This window comes from Streptomyces sp. A2-16 (assembly GCF_018128905.1).
Classification (GTDB): domain Bacteria; phylum Actinomycetota; class Actinomycetes; order Streptomycetales; family Streptomycetaceae; genus Streptomyces.
Map to the genome: position 1 here is coordinate 5,619,645 of NZ_CP063808.1, position 17,803 is coordinate 5,637,447.

The following is a 17,803-nucleotide window of genomic DNA, read 5'->3' on the forward strand; positions in this document are numbered from 1 at the left end:
TCTCCGATCGGGAAGGTCCGCTGTTCGCTAGAGGAGGCCGTGCCGGGGCGGCCGGGTGCCGTTGAGCACGTACCTGCCGATGTGCTGGATCTTCCAGCGGGTCGGGTCGTGCAGGGTGTGGGTCCGGGCGTCACGCCAATGGCGGTGCAGGTTGAGCGAGTTGAGGGCCGAGCGGGTGCCGGACACCTCGAACAGGGCGCTCGACACCTCGACGGCGGCCTGCGCCGCCTGCACCTTGGCCGCGGCCACGGCGATGGACGCCTCGGCCGCGGAGTCGTCGGTGAGGTCGGCCCGGGCCGCATCCACGGCACGGGCGGCTTCCCGCAGCAGGGCCTCGGACGCCCGTGCCTGGAGCGCGAGTTCACCGAAGCGCTGGATCAGCAGGGGGTCCTCGGCGGCCGTCTCGACGCCGCTCTCGAACCAGGGGCGGCTCTTCGTACGGACGAACTCCGCCGCCTCCGTGAGCGCTCCCCCGGCGATCCCGGTGTCGATGGCCGCGTGCAGCAACTGGGCTACCGCGCCGTGGAGTTGCGGTCCCCCGAAGGTGAGGTGGTGGGGCAGGACCCGGTCGGCCGGGACCTCGACGCCCTCGAGGCGGACGGTGCCGCTGGCGGTCGTGCGCTGGCCGAGCCCGTCCCAGTCGTCGATGACCGTGAGGCCCGGCGCGTCCCTGGGCACGTAGGCGACATGCAGGTTGTCGTCCTGGGCACGGGCCAGCACCGGGATCCAGTCGGCGAACAGGGCGCCGGTGGAGTAGTGCTTGACTCCGTCGAGCCGGTACGAACCGTCGGCCCGCGGATGCAGCCGGGTGCGGATGTCCTGGACGTGCCTGGTGCCGGCCTCGGACTGCGCGTTCCCGAAGCGGCGCCCGGCGAGCAGCTCGGCGAAGAAGAACTTCCGCTGCTCGTCGGTGCCCTGACGGTGGATCACATTGGCGTAGACGAAGTGGCTCTGCGGGATCTGGGCGAGGCTCGCGTCGGCGGAGGCGAGCAGCCGGAAGATCTCGGCGAGGGTGCCGGCGCTCACGTCCGCTCCCCCGTGCTCGGCGGGGACGGTGACCGCGAGCAGCCCGGAGGCGGAGAGACGGTCCAACTCGGCGCGCGGCAGCCTGCGTTCGGCATCCCTGGCGGAGGCGCCCGCGCGGAACTCCTCGGCGAGCGACGCGGCGACCGCGAGGGCCTCCGCGTCGTCGGCGATCACATGGGCGGTCATGTCCTCAGACCGCCGCCGCCAGGACCGGCCGCCGTCCCAGCGCGGTCGAGAACTGGTCGACGACCTGGGTGAGCGCCTCGGTCGCACCGGGCGCGACGGTCAGCGAGCCGTCCTCCTGCACGCTGATGTCCTTGTCGAGGGTGAACCAGCCCTGCACGATGTGCGCCGCGCCCATGGAGCTGAGGACCGGGCGGAGCGCGTAGTCGATGGCCAGGACATGGGCGGTGGAGCCGCCGGTGGCCAGCGGCAGCACGGTCTTGCCGGCCAGGGCGTACTGCGGGAGCAGGTCCAGGAGGGCCTTGAGGACTCCGGAGTACGACGCCTTGTAGACGGGGGTGCCGACGACGACCCCGTCGGCGCGTGCGAACAGCTCGGTGGCCTCGACGATCGCCGGGTGCTTGAAGTCGGCGCCGAGCAGGGCCTGGGCGGGGACGGTCCGGACGTCGAGCGGGATCACCTCGTGGCCCTGGGCGGCGAGGCGCCGGTCGAGGTGGCGCAGCAGCCGGTTGGTGCGGGAGGAGGCGGAGGGGCTGCCGGAGACGGACAGGACGGTGGCCATGCGGTCCTCTTTCGGAGGGAGGAGACGGGGCGCCCCCGGTTCTCAGGAGGGGGCGCCCCGGGGGAAGCGGTCAGGAGTACCAGGTGGGTTCGGGCAGTTCGCCTTCGAGGACCCAGCGGCCGACCTCGCGGCGCTTGTAGGCGACGGGGTCGTGGAGGGTGTGGGTGCGGACGTTGCGCCAGAACCGGTCCAGGCCCTCGGCGGTGGCCGTGGAGCGGGCGCCGGTCACCTCGAAGATGCGGCCGGCGATCTCCAGGGCGACGTCGGTGGCGCGGGCCTTGACCGCGGCCACCCGGACCTCGAATTCGCCGCGCGTCTGCTCGGTGACCGCGTCGGGGTCGTCGTGGAGTTTCTGTCCCTCGGCGGCGACGGCGTCGGCGAGGGCCTCGGCCGCCCAGAGCTTGGCGGTGAGGTCGCCGTAGGTGTCGATGACGTACGGCTCGTCGACCGCGCGCTCGAAGCCGCCGTGCAGCCAGGAGCGGGACTTCTCGCGGGTGTAGGTGGCGGCCGTCTCCAGCGCGCCGCCCGCGATGCCCAGGTAGAAGTTGACGAAGACCAGCTGGATGGTGGGGACGTTGAGGGTGTTGTAGACGCGCGGCCGGAACACCTTGTCGACGTATCCTGCCGCGCTGGACCACGGGGTGCGGACGCCGTCGAGGGTGACGCCGCCGCTCTCGGTGAGGCGCTGGCCGATGTTGTCCCAGTCGTCGTGGAAGGTCAGGCCCGCGGAGTCGGAGGGGACGATGGCGAAGACGTGCTGGTCGGTGCCTTCGAGGACGCCCTCGAGGACGGTGACGTCGGAGACCTTGCTGCCGGTGGAGAACGACTTGCGGCCGGTGTAGACGAGGTCGTCGCCGTCCTCGGTCACGACGACGTCCTTGTCGCGCGGGTTGACCGCGCCGCCGAAGAACCAGCGGTTGCGGGAGGCCTCGGCCTCGACGTGCTCCCAATGCTCTCGGGTGCCGACCAGGCGGGCGGCCCAGAACCACAGGTAGTGGTAGCCGAGGAGCTGGCCGATGGAGCCGTCGGCCTTGGCGACCTCGCGGACGACCCGGTAGGCGGTGGGCCAGTCCTGGCCCGCGCCGCCGTGTTCGGTGGGGCCGAGGAGGGTGACGAGTCCTGCGTCCTTGAGCAGCTGGACCTCGGCGTACGGGGTGGCGCCCGCCCGGTCGCGGGCGGCCGCGTCGGAGGCGAGGACGGCGGCGACCTCGGCGGCGCGGGCGATCCAGTCCTCGGCGGTCTCGGGCGCGGGACGGGTCTGCCAGTCGGTGTGCGTGACGGTGCTCATGTCGGTGACCTCCTCAGACCTGGGCGGGGACGGACTCGGGGAGCTGGGCCTCCAGCTCGCGCACCAGTGGCAGCACGCGCTTGCCGAAGTACTCGACCTCCTCGTGGTAGTGCAGGAAGCCGAGCAGGAGGAGGTCCACCCCGAGCTTCTTGTAGGCGACGATCCGCTCGGCGATCTGCTCCGGGGTGCCGATGAGCCCGGTGCGGAAGCCGTCGTTGTACTGGACGAGGTCCTCGAAGGAGGAGTCCTGCCACATGCCCTTCTTGTCTGCGGTGGACTGGCCCGCCTGCTTCACGGCCGCGCCGAATCCTTCGACGGCCTCGCTGTCGGCCTTGGCGACGATCTCCCGGAGGGTCTCGCGGGCCTCGGCCTCGGTGTCCCGGGCGATCAGGAAGCCGTTGAGGCCGAACTTCGGTGCGCGGCGCCCGACTTCGGCGGCCGCCTTGCGGACGTCGGTGAGCTGTTCGACCACCCCGTCGAAGTCCTTGCCGTTGGAGAAGTACCAGTCGGAGACCCGGCCGGCCATGGCACGCGCGGCGGTGGAGTTCCCGCCCTGGAAGATCTCCGGATGCGGCCGCTCGTCGGTGTTGAGGGGCTTGGGCTTGAGGGAGAAGTCGCGCAACCGGTAGAAGTCCCCGGCGAGTTCGGCGTGGTCCTCCGTCCAGATCTTCCGCAGGGCGGTGATGAACTCCTCGGAGCGGCGGTAGCGCTCGTCGTGCTCCAGCCAGGGCTCGCCGAGGGCGGTGAACTCGCCCTTGAACCAGCCCGATACGACGTTCACCGCGAAGCGGCCCTTGGAGAGGTGGTCGGCGGTGGCGCCGAGCTTGGCGAGGACGCCGGGGTGCCACAGGCCGGGGTGGACTGCGGCGATGACCTTCAGGCGCTGGGTGGCGAGCAGCAGAGCGAGGCTGAAGCTGGTCGACTCGTGCTGGTACTCGGCGCCGTAGCTGGCCATGTAGCGGACCTGACTGAGCGCGTACTCGAAGCCGTTGTTCTCGGCGAGGACGGCGAGTTCGCGGTTGTAGTCGTAACCCCAGTCGGTGCGCTGCTCGATCCTGCTGGTGACGAGTCCCCCGCTGACATTGGGGACCCAGTAGGCGAATTTCACGGGCGCGGCAGGCATGCGTGACTCCTGTTGCGGAATGTTCTCGGGCACGCCGAATTCAGGGCATGGGTGAATTCGGGTGGGAAAGGGAGAGAGCGCGGCGGATCAGAGAAGGGTGATCAGGCCGCGGCGCAACAGGAGGCGCTGGAGACGCGCGCGAGGTCGACATGGCGTCGCCGCGTGAGGTCCAGTCGCATCTTCATGCAGTCGATCGTGACAGCAGCCCGCAAGAGGCGTCAAGGAAAACCCGACCGGTCTCGTATCGCGGACCATTGAATTTCACGAACGTGTGACAGGGAAACCCTTGAACCGCGCGGGAAATGGCCCGCATTCTGCGGGGCATGCGAACGGAACAGCTCGAATACATCGCCGCGGTGACCCGGCTCGGCTCGCTGCGCCGGGCGGCGGAGGAACTGCGGCTTTCACAGCCCGCGTTGAGCGAGACCGTGCGGAACCTGGAACGCGAGCTCGGGGTCGACCTGCTGGAGCGCAAACGGTCGGGGGCGACGATGAGCGCGGAGGGCCGGGAGCTGCTGCCGCACATCGTCGGGGTGCTGGAGGCGGTGGACCGGCTGCGGTCGGCGGCGGGCGAGCAGCACCGCATCAGCCGCATGGTCCGGGTCGGGACGGTGAACGCGGCGACCGTGCCGCTGCTGATTCCGGCGGTCGAGGATTTCCGGGCCGCTCACCCGGTCACCCAGGTCGAGGTGGTCGGCGCGCAGCAGACGGACATCCACCGGGCGCTGTCGGAGGGCGGGTTCGACCTCGGTCTGGTCAACCACCTCGACGGTGACGACACGCCCGCCGGATTCGAGTCCGTCCAACTGCTGCACGGCCGGCCGGTGGTGTGTCTGCGCCCGGACAGCCCGCTGGCCGCGCGGACGTGTGTGCCGGTGGACGAACTGCTGGCCCAGCCGTTGATCGCGATGCGGACCGGCTATGTCATGAACCGTTTCGTCCACCGGCTGCTGGCCGGCCGGGACCCGTCCTTCGCCTGTTCCACCGACGGTGCCGAGATGGGCAAGCTGATGGTGGCCGAAGGGCTGGGGGTGACCGTGCTGCCGGACTTCAGCGTGGTCGGGGATCCGCTGGAGCGGCAGGGCACGATCACCCACCGGCCGATCGAGGGGGACTCCACCCGGGTGCTGCTGATGCTCCAGCGCCGCAGGGCCGAGTCCGTGCCGCGGGCCGCCCGGGATCTGCACGAGGTGTTCGTGCGCCGGGCCCGGCAGTTGGGCGGCACGCTGACGGGCTCCCCCTGAGGGCGCGGATCAGTCCTCGTCGCGCCCCGGGACCACCACGAGGAACGCGTCGGACTGGATGTCCATCACCACTGTGGCAGGCTCACCCTGCGCCCGCCGCTGCGCCGCGTACTCCTCGGCCGGCCACGATCCGCGCGGAGCTCCCGCTGGAAACCGCTCCAACACCTTCGCGCTCATAGCGGCGGACACCTCCAACATCGCTGACGAACCGTCTCGTACCAGTCCGCTTGCCCGGGATTCACGTGTACATGCTCACGACTTCGTGTTGTCGGCGACGGCTGTCGGCCACCAGACGCGGGCCCCGATGTCGCGGACCAGCGCGGGCACGAGCAGGGACCGGACGACCAGCGTGTCGAGCAGGACACCGAAGGCGACGATGAACGCGATCTGGGCGAGGAACGCCAGCGGGATCACCCCGAGGGCGGCGAAGGTGGCGGCCAGCACCACGCCCGCGGAGGTGATGACCCCGCCGGTGGTGACCAGTCCGCGCGCCGTTCCCTGGCGCACGCCGTGGCGCAGCGACTCCTCGCGGACCCGGGACATCAGGAAGATGTTGTAGTCGACGCCGAGGGCGACCAGGAACACGAACCCGTACAGCGGCACGGAGGGATCGGTGCCGGTGAAGCCGAACACATGGCGGAAGACCAGGGCCGAGACGCCGAGCGTGGTCAGGAAGTTGAGGGCCACCGTGGCCACCAGCAGCACGGGCAGCAGCAGCGAGCGCAGCAGGACGACCAGGATCACCAGGATGATCGCGAGGACCACGGGGACGATGAGAGTGCGGTCGTGCTCGGCGGTGCGCAGGGTGTCGTACTGCTGGGCGGTGTAGCCGCCGACGAGGGCGTCCGCGTCAGGCACCTCGTGCAGGGCGGCACGCAGCCTCGCGACGGTCTTCTTGGCGGAGTCGCTGTCGGGTGCGGCGGTGAGGGTGACGTCGACGCGGACCCTGCCGTCGACGACGAGCGGGGCGGCTCCGGGTCGGCCGGAGGCGCTCGCCGGTGCGGCCGAGGCGACACCCTCGGTGTCCCGGGCGGCCCGGACGACCTCGGTCAGCCGGTCGGCGTCCGCGACGACCACGGCGGGGTTGCCCGAGCCTGCCGGGAAGTGCCGGCTCAGGGTCTGCTGGGCCGTGACCGAGGGGGCGTCGTCGACGAAGGTCTCGTCGAGGGGAACACCCTTGGCGGTGAGGGCGGGGGCGAAGGCAGCCCCGGCCAGCAGAACGACGAGGGTGAGCGCCCAGACCTTGCGCGGCGCCCGGTCGACGAGGGCGGCGATCCGGTGCCAGACGCCTTCGTTGCTCTCGTCCGTGGGGCGGGGGCGGGCGGGCCAGTAGGCTGCGCGGCCCAGGAGGGCGAGAGCCGCGGGCAGGAAGGTCAGGGAGGTCAGGACGGCGCAGGCGATGCCGATGGCGCCGACCGGGCCGAGCGCGCGATTGTTGGTGAGGTCGCTCAGCAGCAGGGCGAGCAGTCCGAGCGCCACGGTGGCCGCGCTGGCGACGATCGCCGCCCAGGACCGCCGCAGCGCTGCCCCGGCGGCGGTGAACCGGTCGGCGCCGCGGGCGAGTTCCTCGCGGTAGCGGGCGGTGAGGAGCAGGGCGTAGTCGGTGGCCGCGCCGATCACGAGGATGGACAGGATGCCCTGCACCTGCCCGTCCACGCGGACGACGTCGTGGTCGGCCAGGGCGTACACCACCGCGCAGGCCACCCCCAGGGCGAACACCGAGCCGAGGATGATCACCAGTGGCAGGAGCATGCTGCGGTACACCAGCAGCAGGATGACCAGGACGACGGCCAGCGCGACGGCGAGGAGCAGTCCGTCGATGCCGGCGAAGGCGTCGGACAGGTCGGCCTGGGTGGCGGCGGGACCGGCGAGCCGCACGGTCGTGCCGGGGACGCGCTCGGCGGCGGACCGGATCCGTTCGAGGGTGCCGGGGAGGCCGTCACCGAGGTCGGGGCGCAGCGGGACCACGCCCTGGAGGGCCTGCCGGTCCTCGGAGGGGATCGCGGGGGACACCTCGCCGGCGACTCCCGGGGCGTCGGCGAGGGAGCGCAGGACCTCGGTGGCGTCCGCCTTCCGGTCGGCCACCGCGGCCCCGGTCCAGACGACGATCACGGGCAGGGTCTCGCTCTGCCGGAACTTCTTCTGCTCGGCGATGACCGCGGTGGACTCCGCGCTGCGCGGCAGGAACGCGGCCTGGTCGTTGGTCGCGACCTCACCGAGGCGCCCGGCGTAGGGGCCGAGGACGCCGCCGGCGACGAGCCAGACGGCCAGCAGGAGCAGCGGGACGAGCACACGGGTCCGTCGGGCGGCGGGGGACATGGGTCTCCAGGGGTCGACGACGGGTACCTCAACGATAAACAATCTCAATCATTGAGCATTTAACGCCGGTGATCATAACCGGGTGCCCGAATCAGCCGCCCTTCGGCCTCACGGCGGCGAGTTCCTCGTTCAACGCCTCCAGGAAGCGCACCACCACGGTCAGCTCCTGCTCGCCGAACCGGGAGCGGGCCGACTCGGTCGCCTCGGCGAGCGGACGGAAGTAGGAGCGCGCGGCCGTCCGGGCGTCCTGTTCGTAGTGGAGATGGACGACCCTGCGGTCCGCGCTCTCCCGGACACGGCGGATGTGGCCCGCCCGCTCCAGCCGGTCCACACAGGCGGTCACCGCGCCCGAGGTGAGTCCGAGGTGGCGGCGCAGTCCGCCGGGTGTCATCGGCTCGTCCGCGTCCATGATCGCCGCAAGCGCCTGGATGTCGGTGGCGTGCAGACCGTGGTCCCCCGCGAAACCCTGGACCAGCCGGTTGATCTCGCCGTTCATCCGGCGCAGCCGTACGGCGAACGCGTACAGGTCGGTCGGCGCCCGGCCCGCACCGGACTCCGGTGGTTCGCCCTGTTCCCGCTGGTTCGCTGTGGCCACGTGATCAGCGTATAGAAGTGCCCTCCTCTCCCGGGCCGCAGCCGCATCCGAACCGGGCCCGGAGGCGGAAGTGATCACAGGACAGCGACAGGAGGGCAGGGAAGCGATGGACCACGACGGCACGCGCGCGGGGCCGCTCTGCCTGGTGACCGGTGCGACGGGATACATCGGAGGCCGGCTGGTTCCCGAGCTGCTCGACGCGGGCTACCGCGTACGGTGTCTCGCCCGCTCCCCCGACCGGCTGCGCGACCATCCCTGGGCCGGCGAGGCCGAGGTGGTCGCCGGTGACGTGACCGACGCCGAGTCCGTCGCCCGGGCCCTGGACGGGGTGGACGTGGCGTACTACCTGGTGCACGCGATGAGCTCCGGCGACGACTTCGAGGAGATCGACCGCAGGGCCGCGCGGATCTTCGCCGAGCGGGCCAGGGCGGCGGGCGTACGGCGGATCGTGCATCTCAGCGGACTCGTCCCGGCGGACGTGCCCGCTCGCGAGCTCTCCCCGCATCTGCGTTCCCGCGCCGAGGTGGCCCGCATCCTGCTCGACTCCGGGGTGCCGACCGCGGTCCTGCGGGCGGCCGTGGTCATCGGCTCGGGCTCGGCCTCCTTCGAGATGCTGCGGTACCTGACCGAGCGCCTGCCCGTGATGGTCACCCCGAGCTGGGTGCACACCCGCATCCAGCCGGTCGCGGTCCGCGATGTGCTCCGGGCCATGGTCGGGAGCGCCGGCATGCCCGCGGACGTCAGCCGGGCCTTCGACCTCGGCGGCCCCGACGTGCTGACGTACCGGCAGATGATGCTCCGGTACGCGGCGATCGCCGGGCTGCCGCACCGGATCATCCTCGCGGTGCCCATGCTCACCCCCGGCCTCTCCAGCCACTGGGTGGGCCTGGTGACGCCGGTGCCCGCCTCGATCGCCCGGCCGCTCACCGAGTCGCTGCGGCACGAGGTGGTCTGCCACGAGAACGACATCGCCCGCCATCTCGCCGGGCCGCCCGCTCCATTGCTCGGCTTCGACGACGCCGTACGACTGGCTCTGCAGCGGGTGCGGGAAGCGCGGGTCACCACCCGGTGGTCGTCGGCGTCGGTGCCGGGCGCCCCGAGCGATCCGCTGCCCACCGACCCCGACTGGGCCGGCGGCAGTCTCTACAGCGACCACCGCGAACTCCCGGTCGACGCCTCGCCCGAGGCCCTGTGGCGGGTCGTCGAGGGCATCGGCGGCGAGAACGGCTGGTACTCCTTCCCCCTCGCGTGGGCGGTGCGGGGATGGCTGGACCGGCTGGTGGGCGGGGTCGGGCTGCGCCGGGGGCGCCGGGACGCGGCCAGGCTGCGGGTCGGCGACTCCCTGGACTTCTGGCGGGTCGAGGCGATCGAGCCCGGCCGGCTGCTGCGGCTGCGGGCCGAGATGCGGCTGCCGGGCCTGGCCTGGCTGGAGATGGGAGTGGCGGCCGACGAGGACGGCCGCGTCCGCTACCGGCAGCGCGCCCTGTTCCATCCGCACGGCCTGCTCGGCCACGCCTACTGGTGGTGCGTCTCGCCCTTCCACTCGATCGTCTTCGGCGGCATGGCCCGCAACATCGCCCGGGCCGCGGCGGGTTCGGCCGGCCGCGAGCCGAAGCACGCCGCCGTCCCCTGATCTCCCGGCCGCCCCGACCTTCGGCCACCCCCGCCCCCGGCTCCCTTCCGCACCCCCGGAGTACGCACCATGAGCATCTCGGTCGTCCTGTTCACCTGCGACCTGCGCCTGCACGACCACCAACCGCTCGCCGCGGCCCTCGACGGCACCGAGCAGGTCGTCCCGCTGTTCGTACGGGACCGGGCCGTGGACGCCGCCGGATTCGCCGCCCCCAACCGGCTGGCGTTCCTCGCCGACTGCCTGCGCGACCTGGACGCCGGTCTGCGCGAGCGGGGCGGACGGCTGGTCCTGCGCTCCGGCTCCCTCGTCGACCAGGTGCGCAAGGTCGCCGCCGAGGCGGACGCCGACGAGGTGCACATGGCGTCCGACGTCAGCGCGCACGCCCACCGTCGGGAGGAGCGGCTGCGCCGGGTCCTGGAGGCGGAGGGCGTACGGCTGCACGTCCACGACACGGTGACCACGGCTGTCGCGCCCGGCGTGGTGGTCCCGGCCGCCTCGGACCACTTCGCCGTCTTCACGCCCTACTTCCGGCGCTGGTCCCAGGAGCGGCTGCGGGACCCGCTCGGGGCACCGCGGGCCGTGCGGGTCCCGGACGGTGTCGGCTCCGAGCCGCTGCCGTCCCGGGACGACCTGTCCGGACTCTCGGAAGGACTCGCTCCGGGCGGTGAGACGGAAGGCCGCAAGCGGCTCGCCGCCTGGCTGCGGGCCGGAGTCGACGCGTACGAGGACCGGCACGACGACCTGGCCGGCGACGCGACCTCGCGGCTCTCCCCGCACCTCCACTTCGGCACCCTCTCCCCCGTCGAGCTCGTCCACCGGGCGCGCCGGGCGGGCGGTCCGGGTGCCGAGGCCTTCGTACGGCAGCTGGCCTGGCGCGACTTCCACCGGCAGGTGCTCGCGGCCCGGCCCGCCGCGGCCACCGCCGACTACCGCACGCAGCGTGACCGTTGGCGCTCCGAGCGGACCGCCGGCGACGACATCGCGGCGTGGAAGGAGGGCCGCACCGGCTATCCGATCGTGGACGCGGCCATGCGCCAGCTGCGGCACGAAGGGTGGATGCACAACCGGGGCCGCCTGCTGACCGCGAGCTTCCTCGCCAAGACGCTGTACGTGGACTGGCGGGTCGGGGCCCGGCACTTCCTGGATCTGCTGGTCGACGGCGACGTGGCCAACAACCAGCTCAACTGGCAGTGGATGGCGGGCACCGGCACCGACACCCGGCCCAACCGGGTCCTCAACCCCGTCACCCAGGCCAAGCGGTACGACCCCGACGGCACGTACGTCCGCCGCTGGGTTCCCGAACTGGCCGCGCTGGCGGGACCCGAGGTGCACGAGCCGTGGAAGCTGCAGGGCCTGGACCGCGCCGCGCTGGACTATCCGGACCCGATCGTGGAGCTGCCGGAGGGACTCGCGCGCTTCAGGCGGGGTCGGGGGCGGGAGTGAGGTCGGTCTGGGGCGGCCGGCTCGGCATGTTACGGACATCAGGGGATGCCGGGGGGCGGCGGCTGGGCGCCTGGTCGGGGTGAGGCGGGTGCCGGGCGGGCTGCTCGGCGTGCGGCCGGGATCGGGCGGGTGCCGGGGGCGAGTCGGCGCGTGGTCGAGGTCAGGCGGGTGCCGGGCAGGCCCGCTCGGCGCGTGACAGACATCCGACCGGTGGCGAGCAGGCCGCTCCGCGCGTGAGATGTCAGGCGGGTGGTGGGGGCGGGGCGGTCGTGCAGAGGGCGGAGAGCGTGTCCAGGGCGTCCTGGAGGAGGGTCGGGCGCAGCATTCCGTGGCCGGGATGGCCGAGCCAGCCGGGTCCGCCGAGCATCACCACGGGCCTCCTGCGGGCGCCCTTCACGCCCCACTGGGCCCCGGCGATGTGCCGGGCCAGCGGCAGGCTCGCCGTGGAGCGGGCCTGGGCCCACAGGACGACCGCGGCCGGGCCGAGCCGGTCCACCGCGGCGGTCAGCGCCTCCACGGGTACGGCGGCCCCGAACATCCGGGTGGGCAGACCCAGTGCGCCGAGGCCGGCGTTGAGCGCCTCGAGCGCCAGTGTGTGCTGCTCACCGGGGACGCAGGCCAGCACCACCGGCCCGGGGCCCAGCGCGTCGCCCTGTCGGACCGGCGGGCGGGTGCAGCGGCGCAGCGCGGTGGACATGTGCCAGGACAGCAGGTGCTCGACCTCGATGTAACGGTCCCCGGACGAGGCCCACTTGCGGCCCACCGCGTGCAGCGTGGGCACCATCACCTCCTGCCAGGCGACGGCGAGGCCGTGGGTCTCGACCGCCGTGGTCAGCTGCTCCTCCACGGCGGGCGCGTCGAGGCGTACGGCGGCGCGGGCGAGGCCCCGGCATTCCTGCCGCACATCGCCCAGGGGGAGCGTGCCGGCCGCCCTGGACCGTGGATGGGTGGCGGGCTCCGGCGTCGCGACCGCGCCACCGCCCGGTCCCGGGAACCCGGACTCCTTCGCCGCGCGTGCCGCCTCGGCGGGCGGCAGACCCGCGGAGGTGAGCCGGCACATCGCCTCCAGCACGGCGACGTCGCCGGGAGTCCACCGGCGGTGCCGGCCGTCGGCGCGGACGGCGGGGCCGATGCCGTAGCGGCGGTCCCAGGAGCGCAGCGTGGTGGGCGACACCCCCAGACGGCGGGCCAGGGCACCGGTGGTGAGACCCGTCGCGGTGTCCGGGGAGGCCGCTGCCGGCCGGGCCCCCGGTTCCTCGTCCGCCGTGATCGCGCTCATGGAACGACTATACGACGCAGAACCGATGCAAGTGGATGACCTTGCTCTCGGAACCGGACGATGACGGCAGTCGCAGGCTCCGGCCCAAGCGGTCCGGGGCCCTGCCGGACCGCCCGCCCGCCGCCGGGCCGCGCACCGCGAGGAGCCGCCGTCATGCACGCACAGTCGAGCGTCCCCGGGGGCGTGCCGCCGGGGACGGTGGCCCCCTGGACCACGCCCGAAGAGGCGCCGGCCGACGAGGAGTTGGCGCAGGGCCTGGCGGCCGGGGACGACGCGTGCCTGGAGGCGGCGTACCGGCGGTTCCGGCCCCTCGTGCTCACCCTGGCCGGGCGCTCCCTGGGCGACCCGAAAGAGGCCGAGGACATCGCCCAGCAGGTGTTCATCGGCGTCTGGCGAGGGTGCCAGGGGTACCGGCCCGACCGCGGCACGCTCGCCGGATGGATCGTGGGCATCACCCGACGCAAGGTCGCCGACGCACTGCTCGCGCGCGGTCGCCGTACCGAACTGGTCGCCTCGGCGGGCTCCCGCCTCGCTCTCACCGCGCACTGCGGGGACCCGACGCAGACGACCGTGGACCGGGTGGTGGTGCGCGCCGAACTCGCCAAACTCCCCTCGGCCCAGCAGCGGGTGCTCCGCCTCACCTTCTACGAGGACCTGAGCCAGATCCAGATCGCGGAGCGCACGGGGTGGCCGCTGGGCACGGTCAAGAGCCATGCCCGGCGCGGACTGTACCGGCTGCGCCGCGGACTCGAAGTCGCGTTCGACGCGGAGCCGGTGCGTTGATCGCCATCGGAATCCGGGCACCGAACGCCCCGGCAGTCGGGCCCGAAGTGCATCCGTAGCGGCGCAACTGAAGGAAGCAAGGCTCGCGGCGCCTCCCCCTCGCGCCGCGTGGGAGCCCCCAGCTCCCTGCCCGCCCCTCGGAGGGAGTCGGCGCTCTCCGGGGGACGGGCCCTGTCACCTCTACACATAAAGGAAAAATAAGCGCAGAATGTACGCAGTCGGCGCTTACCGCACACCGCACCAGTCGCGGTCAGGCCAGTAAGTCAAAGGAGACGAGTCATGGCCAACGTCTCGCACACCAGAGGTGACATCACCAGCCACCCTGACGCTCCGGAGATGCGGGAACGCTACGCCCGCATGCTCGGCGGTCGTGACGTGGCGCTCGTGGACGGACCGGTGTTCCTGCTCGGTCTGTACTGCGCCGTGTCCCCCTGGATACTCCACTACACGACGAGCCAGCCCGCCCTGGTGACCCACAACCTCATCGTGGGCATAGCGATCGGCCTGCTGGCCCTCGGATTCACCCAGACCCCTGAGCGCATGTACGGCCTCAGCTGGGCCTTCTGCGCGGTCGGCGTCTGGATGATCATCGCTCCCTGGATCGTCGGCGACAGCCCCGACGCCGGTGTGGTGGTCAACAACATCATCATCGGCGCCCTCGCTGTGATCCTGGGGCTGATGTGCACCGTCACGGCGGCGAAGAGCGCCCCCAAGCCGTAGAGGATCCCCGACACGTCAGACGGCAGAGCCGGTCCACCGAGGCATGGACCGGCCCTGCGATGTCGCGGACCCTCTCCGCGCGTCCAAGAGGGTCGCATCACACCAGGAAGACCTCGAGTTCGCGCCGGTGGCCGGCGACCCACTCCCTCGCGGCCCGCACCTCGTCCACGGCCCCCTGCTCCCTCAGTCCGATCATGGCCGGCTCGCCCCGCAGCGCGCCCGCCTCGATCCCCCTCCGGCACCGGTCCTGCCACCACAGCACCGCGTCCAGCAGACCGTCCCGTCCGTCGAGGCCGTAGGCATCGCAGATCAGCCGGATGCGGCGAGCGGTCGCCCGTACGTCCACGACACCTGGCCCCAGATCGAGGTACTGCCAGCACACATGGGCGATGTCGTGCATCCGCTCGCCCGGAGCGGCCAGGTCCCAGTCGATGAACGCGCGCGGCCGCCACGCCGCGTACACGGTGTTCTTCGGCGCGAGGTCGTTGTGGCAGACGACGTCCCGGTCTCCGGCGAGCGCCGTCCCGTGGGTCAGGTCGTGGAAGACGCGGACGAGTTGGGCGACCTCCGCGAGGGCCTCGTCGGTGCGGGCCGCGGCGCGCTCGCTCGGGGTCACGGCGGCCCGTCCCTCGAGGTAGCCGAACATCTCCCGGCCGCGCGAGTCGACGCCGAGGAAACGGGGCGCGCCCCGCCAGCCCGCGTTCTCGAACAGCGCGAGCAACTCCCTTACGTAGGGCGACCGTTCGGACGGCGGGCGCCGCACGGTGTCTCCTGCCCGCACGACCTCGTTGACCGCGCCGCCACCGAGCACCGACTCCTCCATGCGACCGCCTCTCCAGTGCAGGATCGTGCCATGGACACGAACCGAACCCTCACCCTCGTCGCGCCGACGCGTCTCGAAGGCTACGGCGTCCGGCTGCGCGCATGGACGGACGCCGACCTCGCCGACCTGGTCGCGCTCTACGACGACCCCGAGATGGCCCGGTGGACCCCGGTGGCCTCGCCCTTCGACCTGGACGCGGCGCGCGCCTATCTCGCCGGTGCGCGGGAGGGGCTGGCCGAGGGGCGGAGGGTCCAGTTGGCCGTCACCACGGACGGGGCGCTGCCGCGGGGCGAGGTCCTGCTGTTCCGCAGCGGAGCGGACGAGCGGGACCTGGAGCTCGCCTACGGCGTCGGTGCGGCCCACCGGGGCCAGGGACTCGCCGGACGGGCGGTGCGGCTGGCCGCCGAGTACGCCGTCCGGGAGATCCGGCCCCGCCGCGTGGTCCTGCGCATCGCCGCCGCCAACGCGGCCAGCGAGGCGGTCGCCCGCTCGTGCGCGTTCGAGCTCACGGACGAGCCTCCGGTCACGAGGGTGTCGCGGGGCCGGGAGGCGGTGCTGCGCACCTGGCGGCTGCGCACCTGAAACTCCTTGGCCCAGCGGGGACCCGGCATGCCAGTCTCGCCGTATGGCTCATGCGGAGGTACTGCTCGTCGGTGGACGCGCCGGAGTCGGCAAGACCACCGTGGGCTGGGAGGTCTCGGCGCGGCTGCGGGCCGCCCGGGTCGCCCACGCCGTGATCGACGGGGACTTCATGGGACAGGTGCATCCCGCACCCGAGGGCGATCCGCACCGGGCCGCCATCGGCGAGCGCAATCTGACCGCGGTGTGGGGGAACTACGCCGAACTCGGCTACCGGCGTCTGGTGTACGTGAACACCGTCAGCGTGCTGGAGGAGTCGACCGGCATGTTCCGGCGGGCGATGGGCGACGGCGTCCGGATCGTGCGGGTGCTGCTCACCGCGACCGACGAGACGGCCGAACGGCGGCTGACCGGACGGGAGTTGGGATCCGAGCTGGAGCGGGAACTGCGCGGTGGCGTCCGCAAGGCACGGATGCTGGACGAGCGGGCGCCCGCCGGCACGCTGCGCGTGGTGACCGACGGGCGCTCGGTGATCGACATCGCGGCCGAGGTGACGGCCGCCACCGGGTGGGTCCCGGCGCAGGTCAGCTGACGTTCAGTGCCGTGTCGTCGATGACGAACGACGTCTGGAGGGTGGAGCCCTCCGTACCGGTGAACTTGAGGGTGACGGTCTGGCCCGCGTAGCTCGCCAGGCTGAAGCTGCGCTGGGTGTAGCCACTGGCGGCGTTGAGGTTGGAGTACGTCGCCAGGGTGCCCAGCACGGTGCCGGAGCTGTTGAGGACCTGGACCTTGAGCGTGTCGTAGGCCGTGCTGGTCGTGGTCTCCGCGGTGTCGACGTGCAGGTAGAAGCTGAGCGCGGCGGTGGTGCAGCCGGACGGGATGGTCACCGCCTGCGAGAGCGTGTCGGTGGTGGCGGTGCCGTAACCGTCGAGCCAGGCGTAGTACGAGCCCGAACGGGCGGACTTGCTGGTGGAGTTGGTGATGACACCGCTGCTGCCGCTCCAGGTGGTGCTGCCCGATTCGAAGCCGTTGTTGCCGAGCAACTGGGCGGCTGTGCAGGTGCCCGAGCCGCCTCCGTCGTCGCCCCCGCCGCTGCTGCTGCCGCTCGCGCCGGAGAGCCACTCGGTGGCGTTGAGCGCCAGGGCGGCGTTGGTGGCGCCGGTGTCGTTCCAGCCGTCGTAGAGGGTGTTGCCGGACTGGCCGGTGCCGTCGTCGATGGGTGAGCTGTCGCCCCAGAAGGCGACCCGGCCGCTGCCGAAGGTGCTGGTCGCGAAGAAGGCGCCGGTGTTGCCCGAGTAACCGGTGCGGTAGAGCAGGCCCTTGACGGAGGAGTTGTCGGCGGGCTTGAGGGTGGCGGTGGTGCCGCTGGCGATGAGGCTCTTGGTGACGGTGCCGAAGGAGCCGTGCAGGACGGGGTCGCTGCTGTCGCTGATGGCCGAGGGGTAGTCGGAGCTGATGCTCAGCGAGTCGATGGAGAAGCCGAACGGGTCGGTGGAGTCGACGCTGTTGTTGGTCATCAGGTCGTTGAGGATCTCGAGCGCGTCCTCGCCGTCGTTGTTGCGGTCGGCGCCGGTGTGGTCGGAGATCATGAAGAGGCCGCCGCCGTTCTTCACGAAGGTCATGATCGCCGTCTTCTCGGCGGCGGTGAAGAGCGTGTTGGGCTCGGGCAGGACCAGGGTGTCGAAGTTCGACAGGTCGGTGGCCGAGGAGCCGCCGTAGGTGAGGGCGCTCGTGGCGGTCTTGAGGCTGTAGTCGCCGGTCTTCTGGAGCGCGACGCCCCAGGAGGACAGCGCACCGGTCCAGTCCGTCTCCGAGGAGGGGGAGGAGTCCTGGGAGAGCGGGTCGGGCTTGCTGGTGGAGATGATCCAGTCCGCGTTGCCCGCCTCCTCGGCGTGGCCGTCGTCGAAGAGGATCCGGTGCGGGGTGGCAGCGGCGGCGGGGGTGGTGGTGACCTGGAGCGCCGCTCCCGCGGTGACCAGGGTGAATCCGGCGAGGACCGCGCCGAGCCTGCGGCGGTGTCCGGTGAGCCCGAGCATCCGTCATACCTCCGTGAGGAGTGGGGGGAAGGGGTGGGGAAGGGGGTGGGCGAAAGCGGAAAGCTACGCGCATAGATACACGGTGATATTGGACGGTACATGACAGCCAGATGGCTGAACAGCGCCGATCCGGCTCACCGGACGAGGATTGACCGGGTGTTGACCGA

The 17,803-nt window shown here is 72.2% G+C and carries 17 protein-coding genes; 7 read left to right on the plus strand and 10 right to left on the minus strand.

The window, feature by feature from the left end; translation table 11 throughout:
- Positions 1–27 precede the first annotated feature (27 nt).
- From IOD14_RS25215 to sfnG, 4 genes are all read right to left on the minus strand, one after another.
- The gene (locus tag IOD14_RS25215) at positions 28–1,212 is read right to left on the minus strand and encodes an SfnB family sulfur acquisition oxidoreductase (RefSeq protein ID WP_212671595.1); all 1,185 of its coding nucleotides are present in this window, start codon (positions 1,210–1,212) and stop codon (positions 28–30) included.
- Positions 1,213–1,216: 4 nt separating this feature from the next.
- On the minus strand, positions 1,217–1,771 hold the full coding sequence (ssuE, locus tag IOD14_RS25220) for an NADPH-dependent FMN reductase (RefSeq protein WP_212671596.1): 555 nt from the start codon (positions 1,769–1,771) through the stop codon (positions 1,217–1,219).
- Between the two features lie 70 nt (positions 1,772–1,841).
- Positions 1,842–3,059, minus strand: coding sequence for an acyl-CoA dehydrogenase family protein (locus IOD14_RS25225; protein WP_212671597.1), 1,218 nt, complete (start codon positions 3,057–3,059; stop codon positions 1,842–1,844).
- A 13-nt stretch (positions 3,060–3,072) separates the two neighbouring features.
- Complete coding sequence (gene sfnG, locus IOD14_RS25230) at positions 3,073–4,182, minus strand: dimethylsulfone monooxygenase SfnG (protein WP_123987094.1); 1,110 nt, start codon at positions 4,180–4,182, stop codon at positions 3,073–3,075.
- 323 nt (positions 4,183–4,505) lie between these two features.
- Here sfnG and IOD14_RS25235 point away from each other — a divergent pair, with 323 nt between their 5' ends.
- A complete protein-coding gene (locus tag IOD14_RS25235) occupies positions 4,506–5,426 on the plus strand; it encodes a LysR family transcriptional regulator (protein WP_174269043.1) in 921 nt (306 codons plus the stop codon).
- A 9-nt stretch (positions 5,427–5,435) separates the two neighbouring features.
- On the opposite strand, the gene IOD14_RS25240 is transcribed toward IOD14_RS25235, so the two are convergent.
- The 3 genes from IOD14_RS25240 to IOD14_RS25250 form a co-directional block, all read right to left on the minus strand.
- Positions 5,436–5,624, minus strand: a complete 189-nt coding sequence (locus IOD14_RS25240) for a hypothetical protein (protein ID WP_030325729.1) — start codon at positions 5,622–5,624, stop codon at positions 5,436–5,438.
- A 54-nt stretch (positions 5,625–5,678) separates the two neighbouring features.
- Positions 5,679–7,745: an MMPL family transporter gene (locus tag IOD14_RS25245; RefSeq protein WP_212671598.1), complete on the minus strand. Its 2,067-nt coding sequence runs from the start codon at positions 7,743–7,745 to the stop codon at positions 5,679–5,681.
- 91 nt (positions 7,746–7,836) lie between these two features.
- Entirely contained in the window at positions 7,837–8,340 is a 504-nt protein-coding gene (locus tag IOD14_RS25250) for a MarR family winged helix-turn-helix transcriptional regulator (RefSeq protein WP_212671599.1), read from the minus strand.
- A gap of 106 nt (positions 8,341–8,446) precedes the next feature.
- Between IOD14_RS25250 and IOD14_RS25255 the strand changes: the two genes are divergently transcribed.
- Together IOD14_RS25255 and IOD14_RS25260 are read left to right on the plus strand one after the other, a co-directional pair.
- Positions 8,447–9,973: an SDR family oxidoreductase gene (locus IOD14_RS25255; RefSeq protein ID WP_212673392.1), complete on the plus strand. Its 1,527-nt coding sequence runs from the start codon at positions 8,447–8,449 to the stop codon at positions 9,971–9,973.
- A gap of 69 nt (positions 9,974–10,042) precedes the next feature.
- Positions 10,043–11,416 (plus strand): deoxyribodipyrimidine photo-lyase, encoded by a 1,374-nt coding sequence (locus tag IOD14_RS25260; protein ID WP_212671600.1) that lies wholly within the window; start codon positions 10,043–10,045, stop codon positions 11,414–11,416.
- 241 nt (positions 11,417–11,657) lie between these two features.
- On the opposite strand, the gene IOD14_RS25265 is transcribed toward IOD14_RS25260, so the two are convergent.
- Positions 11,658–12,695: a MerR family transcriptional regulator gene (locus IOD14_RS25265; RefSeq protein ID WP_212671601.1), complete on the minus strand. Its 1,038-nt coding sequence runs from the start codon at positions 12,693–12,695 to the stop codon at positions 11,658–11,660.
- 153 nt (positions 12,696–12,848) lie between these two features.
- Between IOD14_RS25265 and IOD14_RS25270 the strand changes: the two genes are divergently transcribed.
- Complete coding sequence (locus IOD14_RS25270; RefSeq protein ID WP_212671602.1) at positions 12,849–13,478, plus strand: sigma-70 family RNA polymerase sigma factor; 630 nt, start codon at positions 12,849–12,851, stop codon at positions 13,476–13,478.
- A 279-nt stretch (positions 13,479–13,757) separates the two neighbouring features.
- Positions 13,758–14,198, plus strand: coding sequence for an SPW repeat protein (locus IOD14_RS25275; RefSeq protein WP_123987102.1), 441 nt, complete (start codon positions 13,758–13,760; stop codon positions 14,196–14,198).
- Positions 14,199–14,295: 97 nt separating this feature from the next.
- On the opposite strand, the gene IOD14_RS25280 is transcribed toward IOD14_RS25275, so the two are convergent.
- Positions 14,296–15,021 carry a phosphotransferase gene (locus tag IOD14_RS25280; protein WP_212671603.1) on the minus strand — a complete coding sequence of 242 codons (726 nt, stop codon included), beginning with the start codon at positions 15,019–15,021 and terminating at the stop codon, positions 14,296–14,298.
- 30 nt (positions 15,022–15,051) lie between these two features.
- Here IOD14_RS25280 and IOD14_RS25285 point away from each other — a divergent pair, with 30 nt between their 5' ends.
- Complete coding sequence (locus IOD14_RS25285) at positions 15,052–15,603, plus strand: GNAT family N-acetyltransferase (protein ID WP_212671604.1); 552 nt, start codon at positions 15,052–15,054, stop codon at positions 15,601–15,603.
- 43 nt (positions 15,604–15,646) lie between these two features.
- Complete coding sequence (locus IOD14_RS25290; protein WP_212671605.1) at positions 15,647–16,192, plus strand: hypothetical protein; 546 nt, start codon at positions 15,647–15,649, stop codon at positions 16,190–16,192.
- On the opposite strand, the gene IOD14_RS25295 is transcribed toward IOD14_RS25290, so the two are convergent.
- Positions 16,185–17,636 carry a hydrolase gene (locus tag IOD14_RS25295; RefSeq protein WP_212671606.1) on the minus strand — a complete coding sequence of 484 codons (1,452 nt, stop codon included), beginning with the start codon at positions 17,634–17,636 and terminating at the stop codon, positions 16,185–16,187. The genes IOD14_RS25290 and IOD14_RS25295 overlap by 8 nt on opposite strands.
- Positions 17,637–17,803 lie beyond the last annotated feature (167 nt).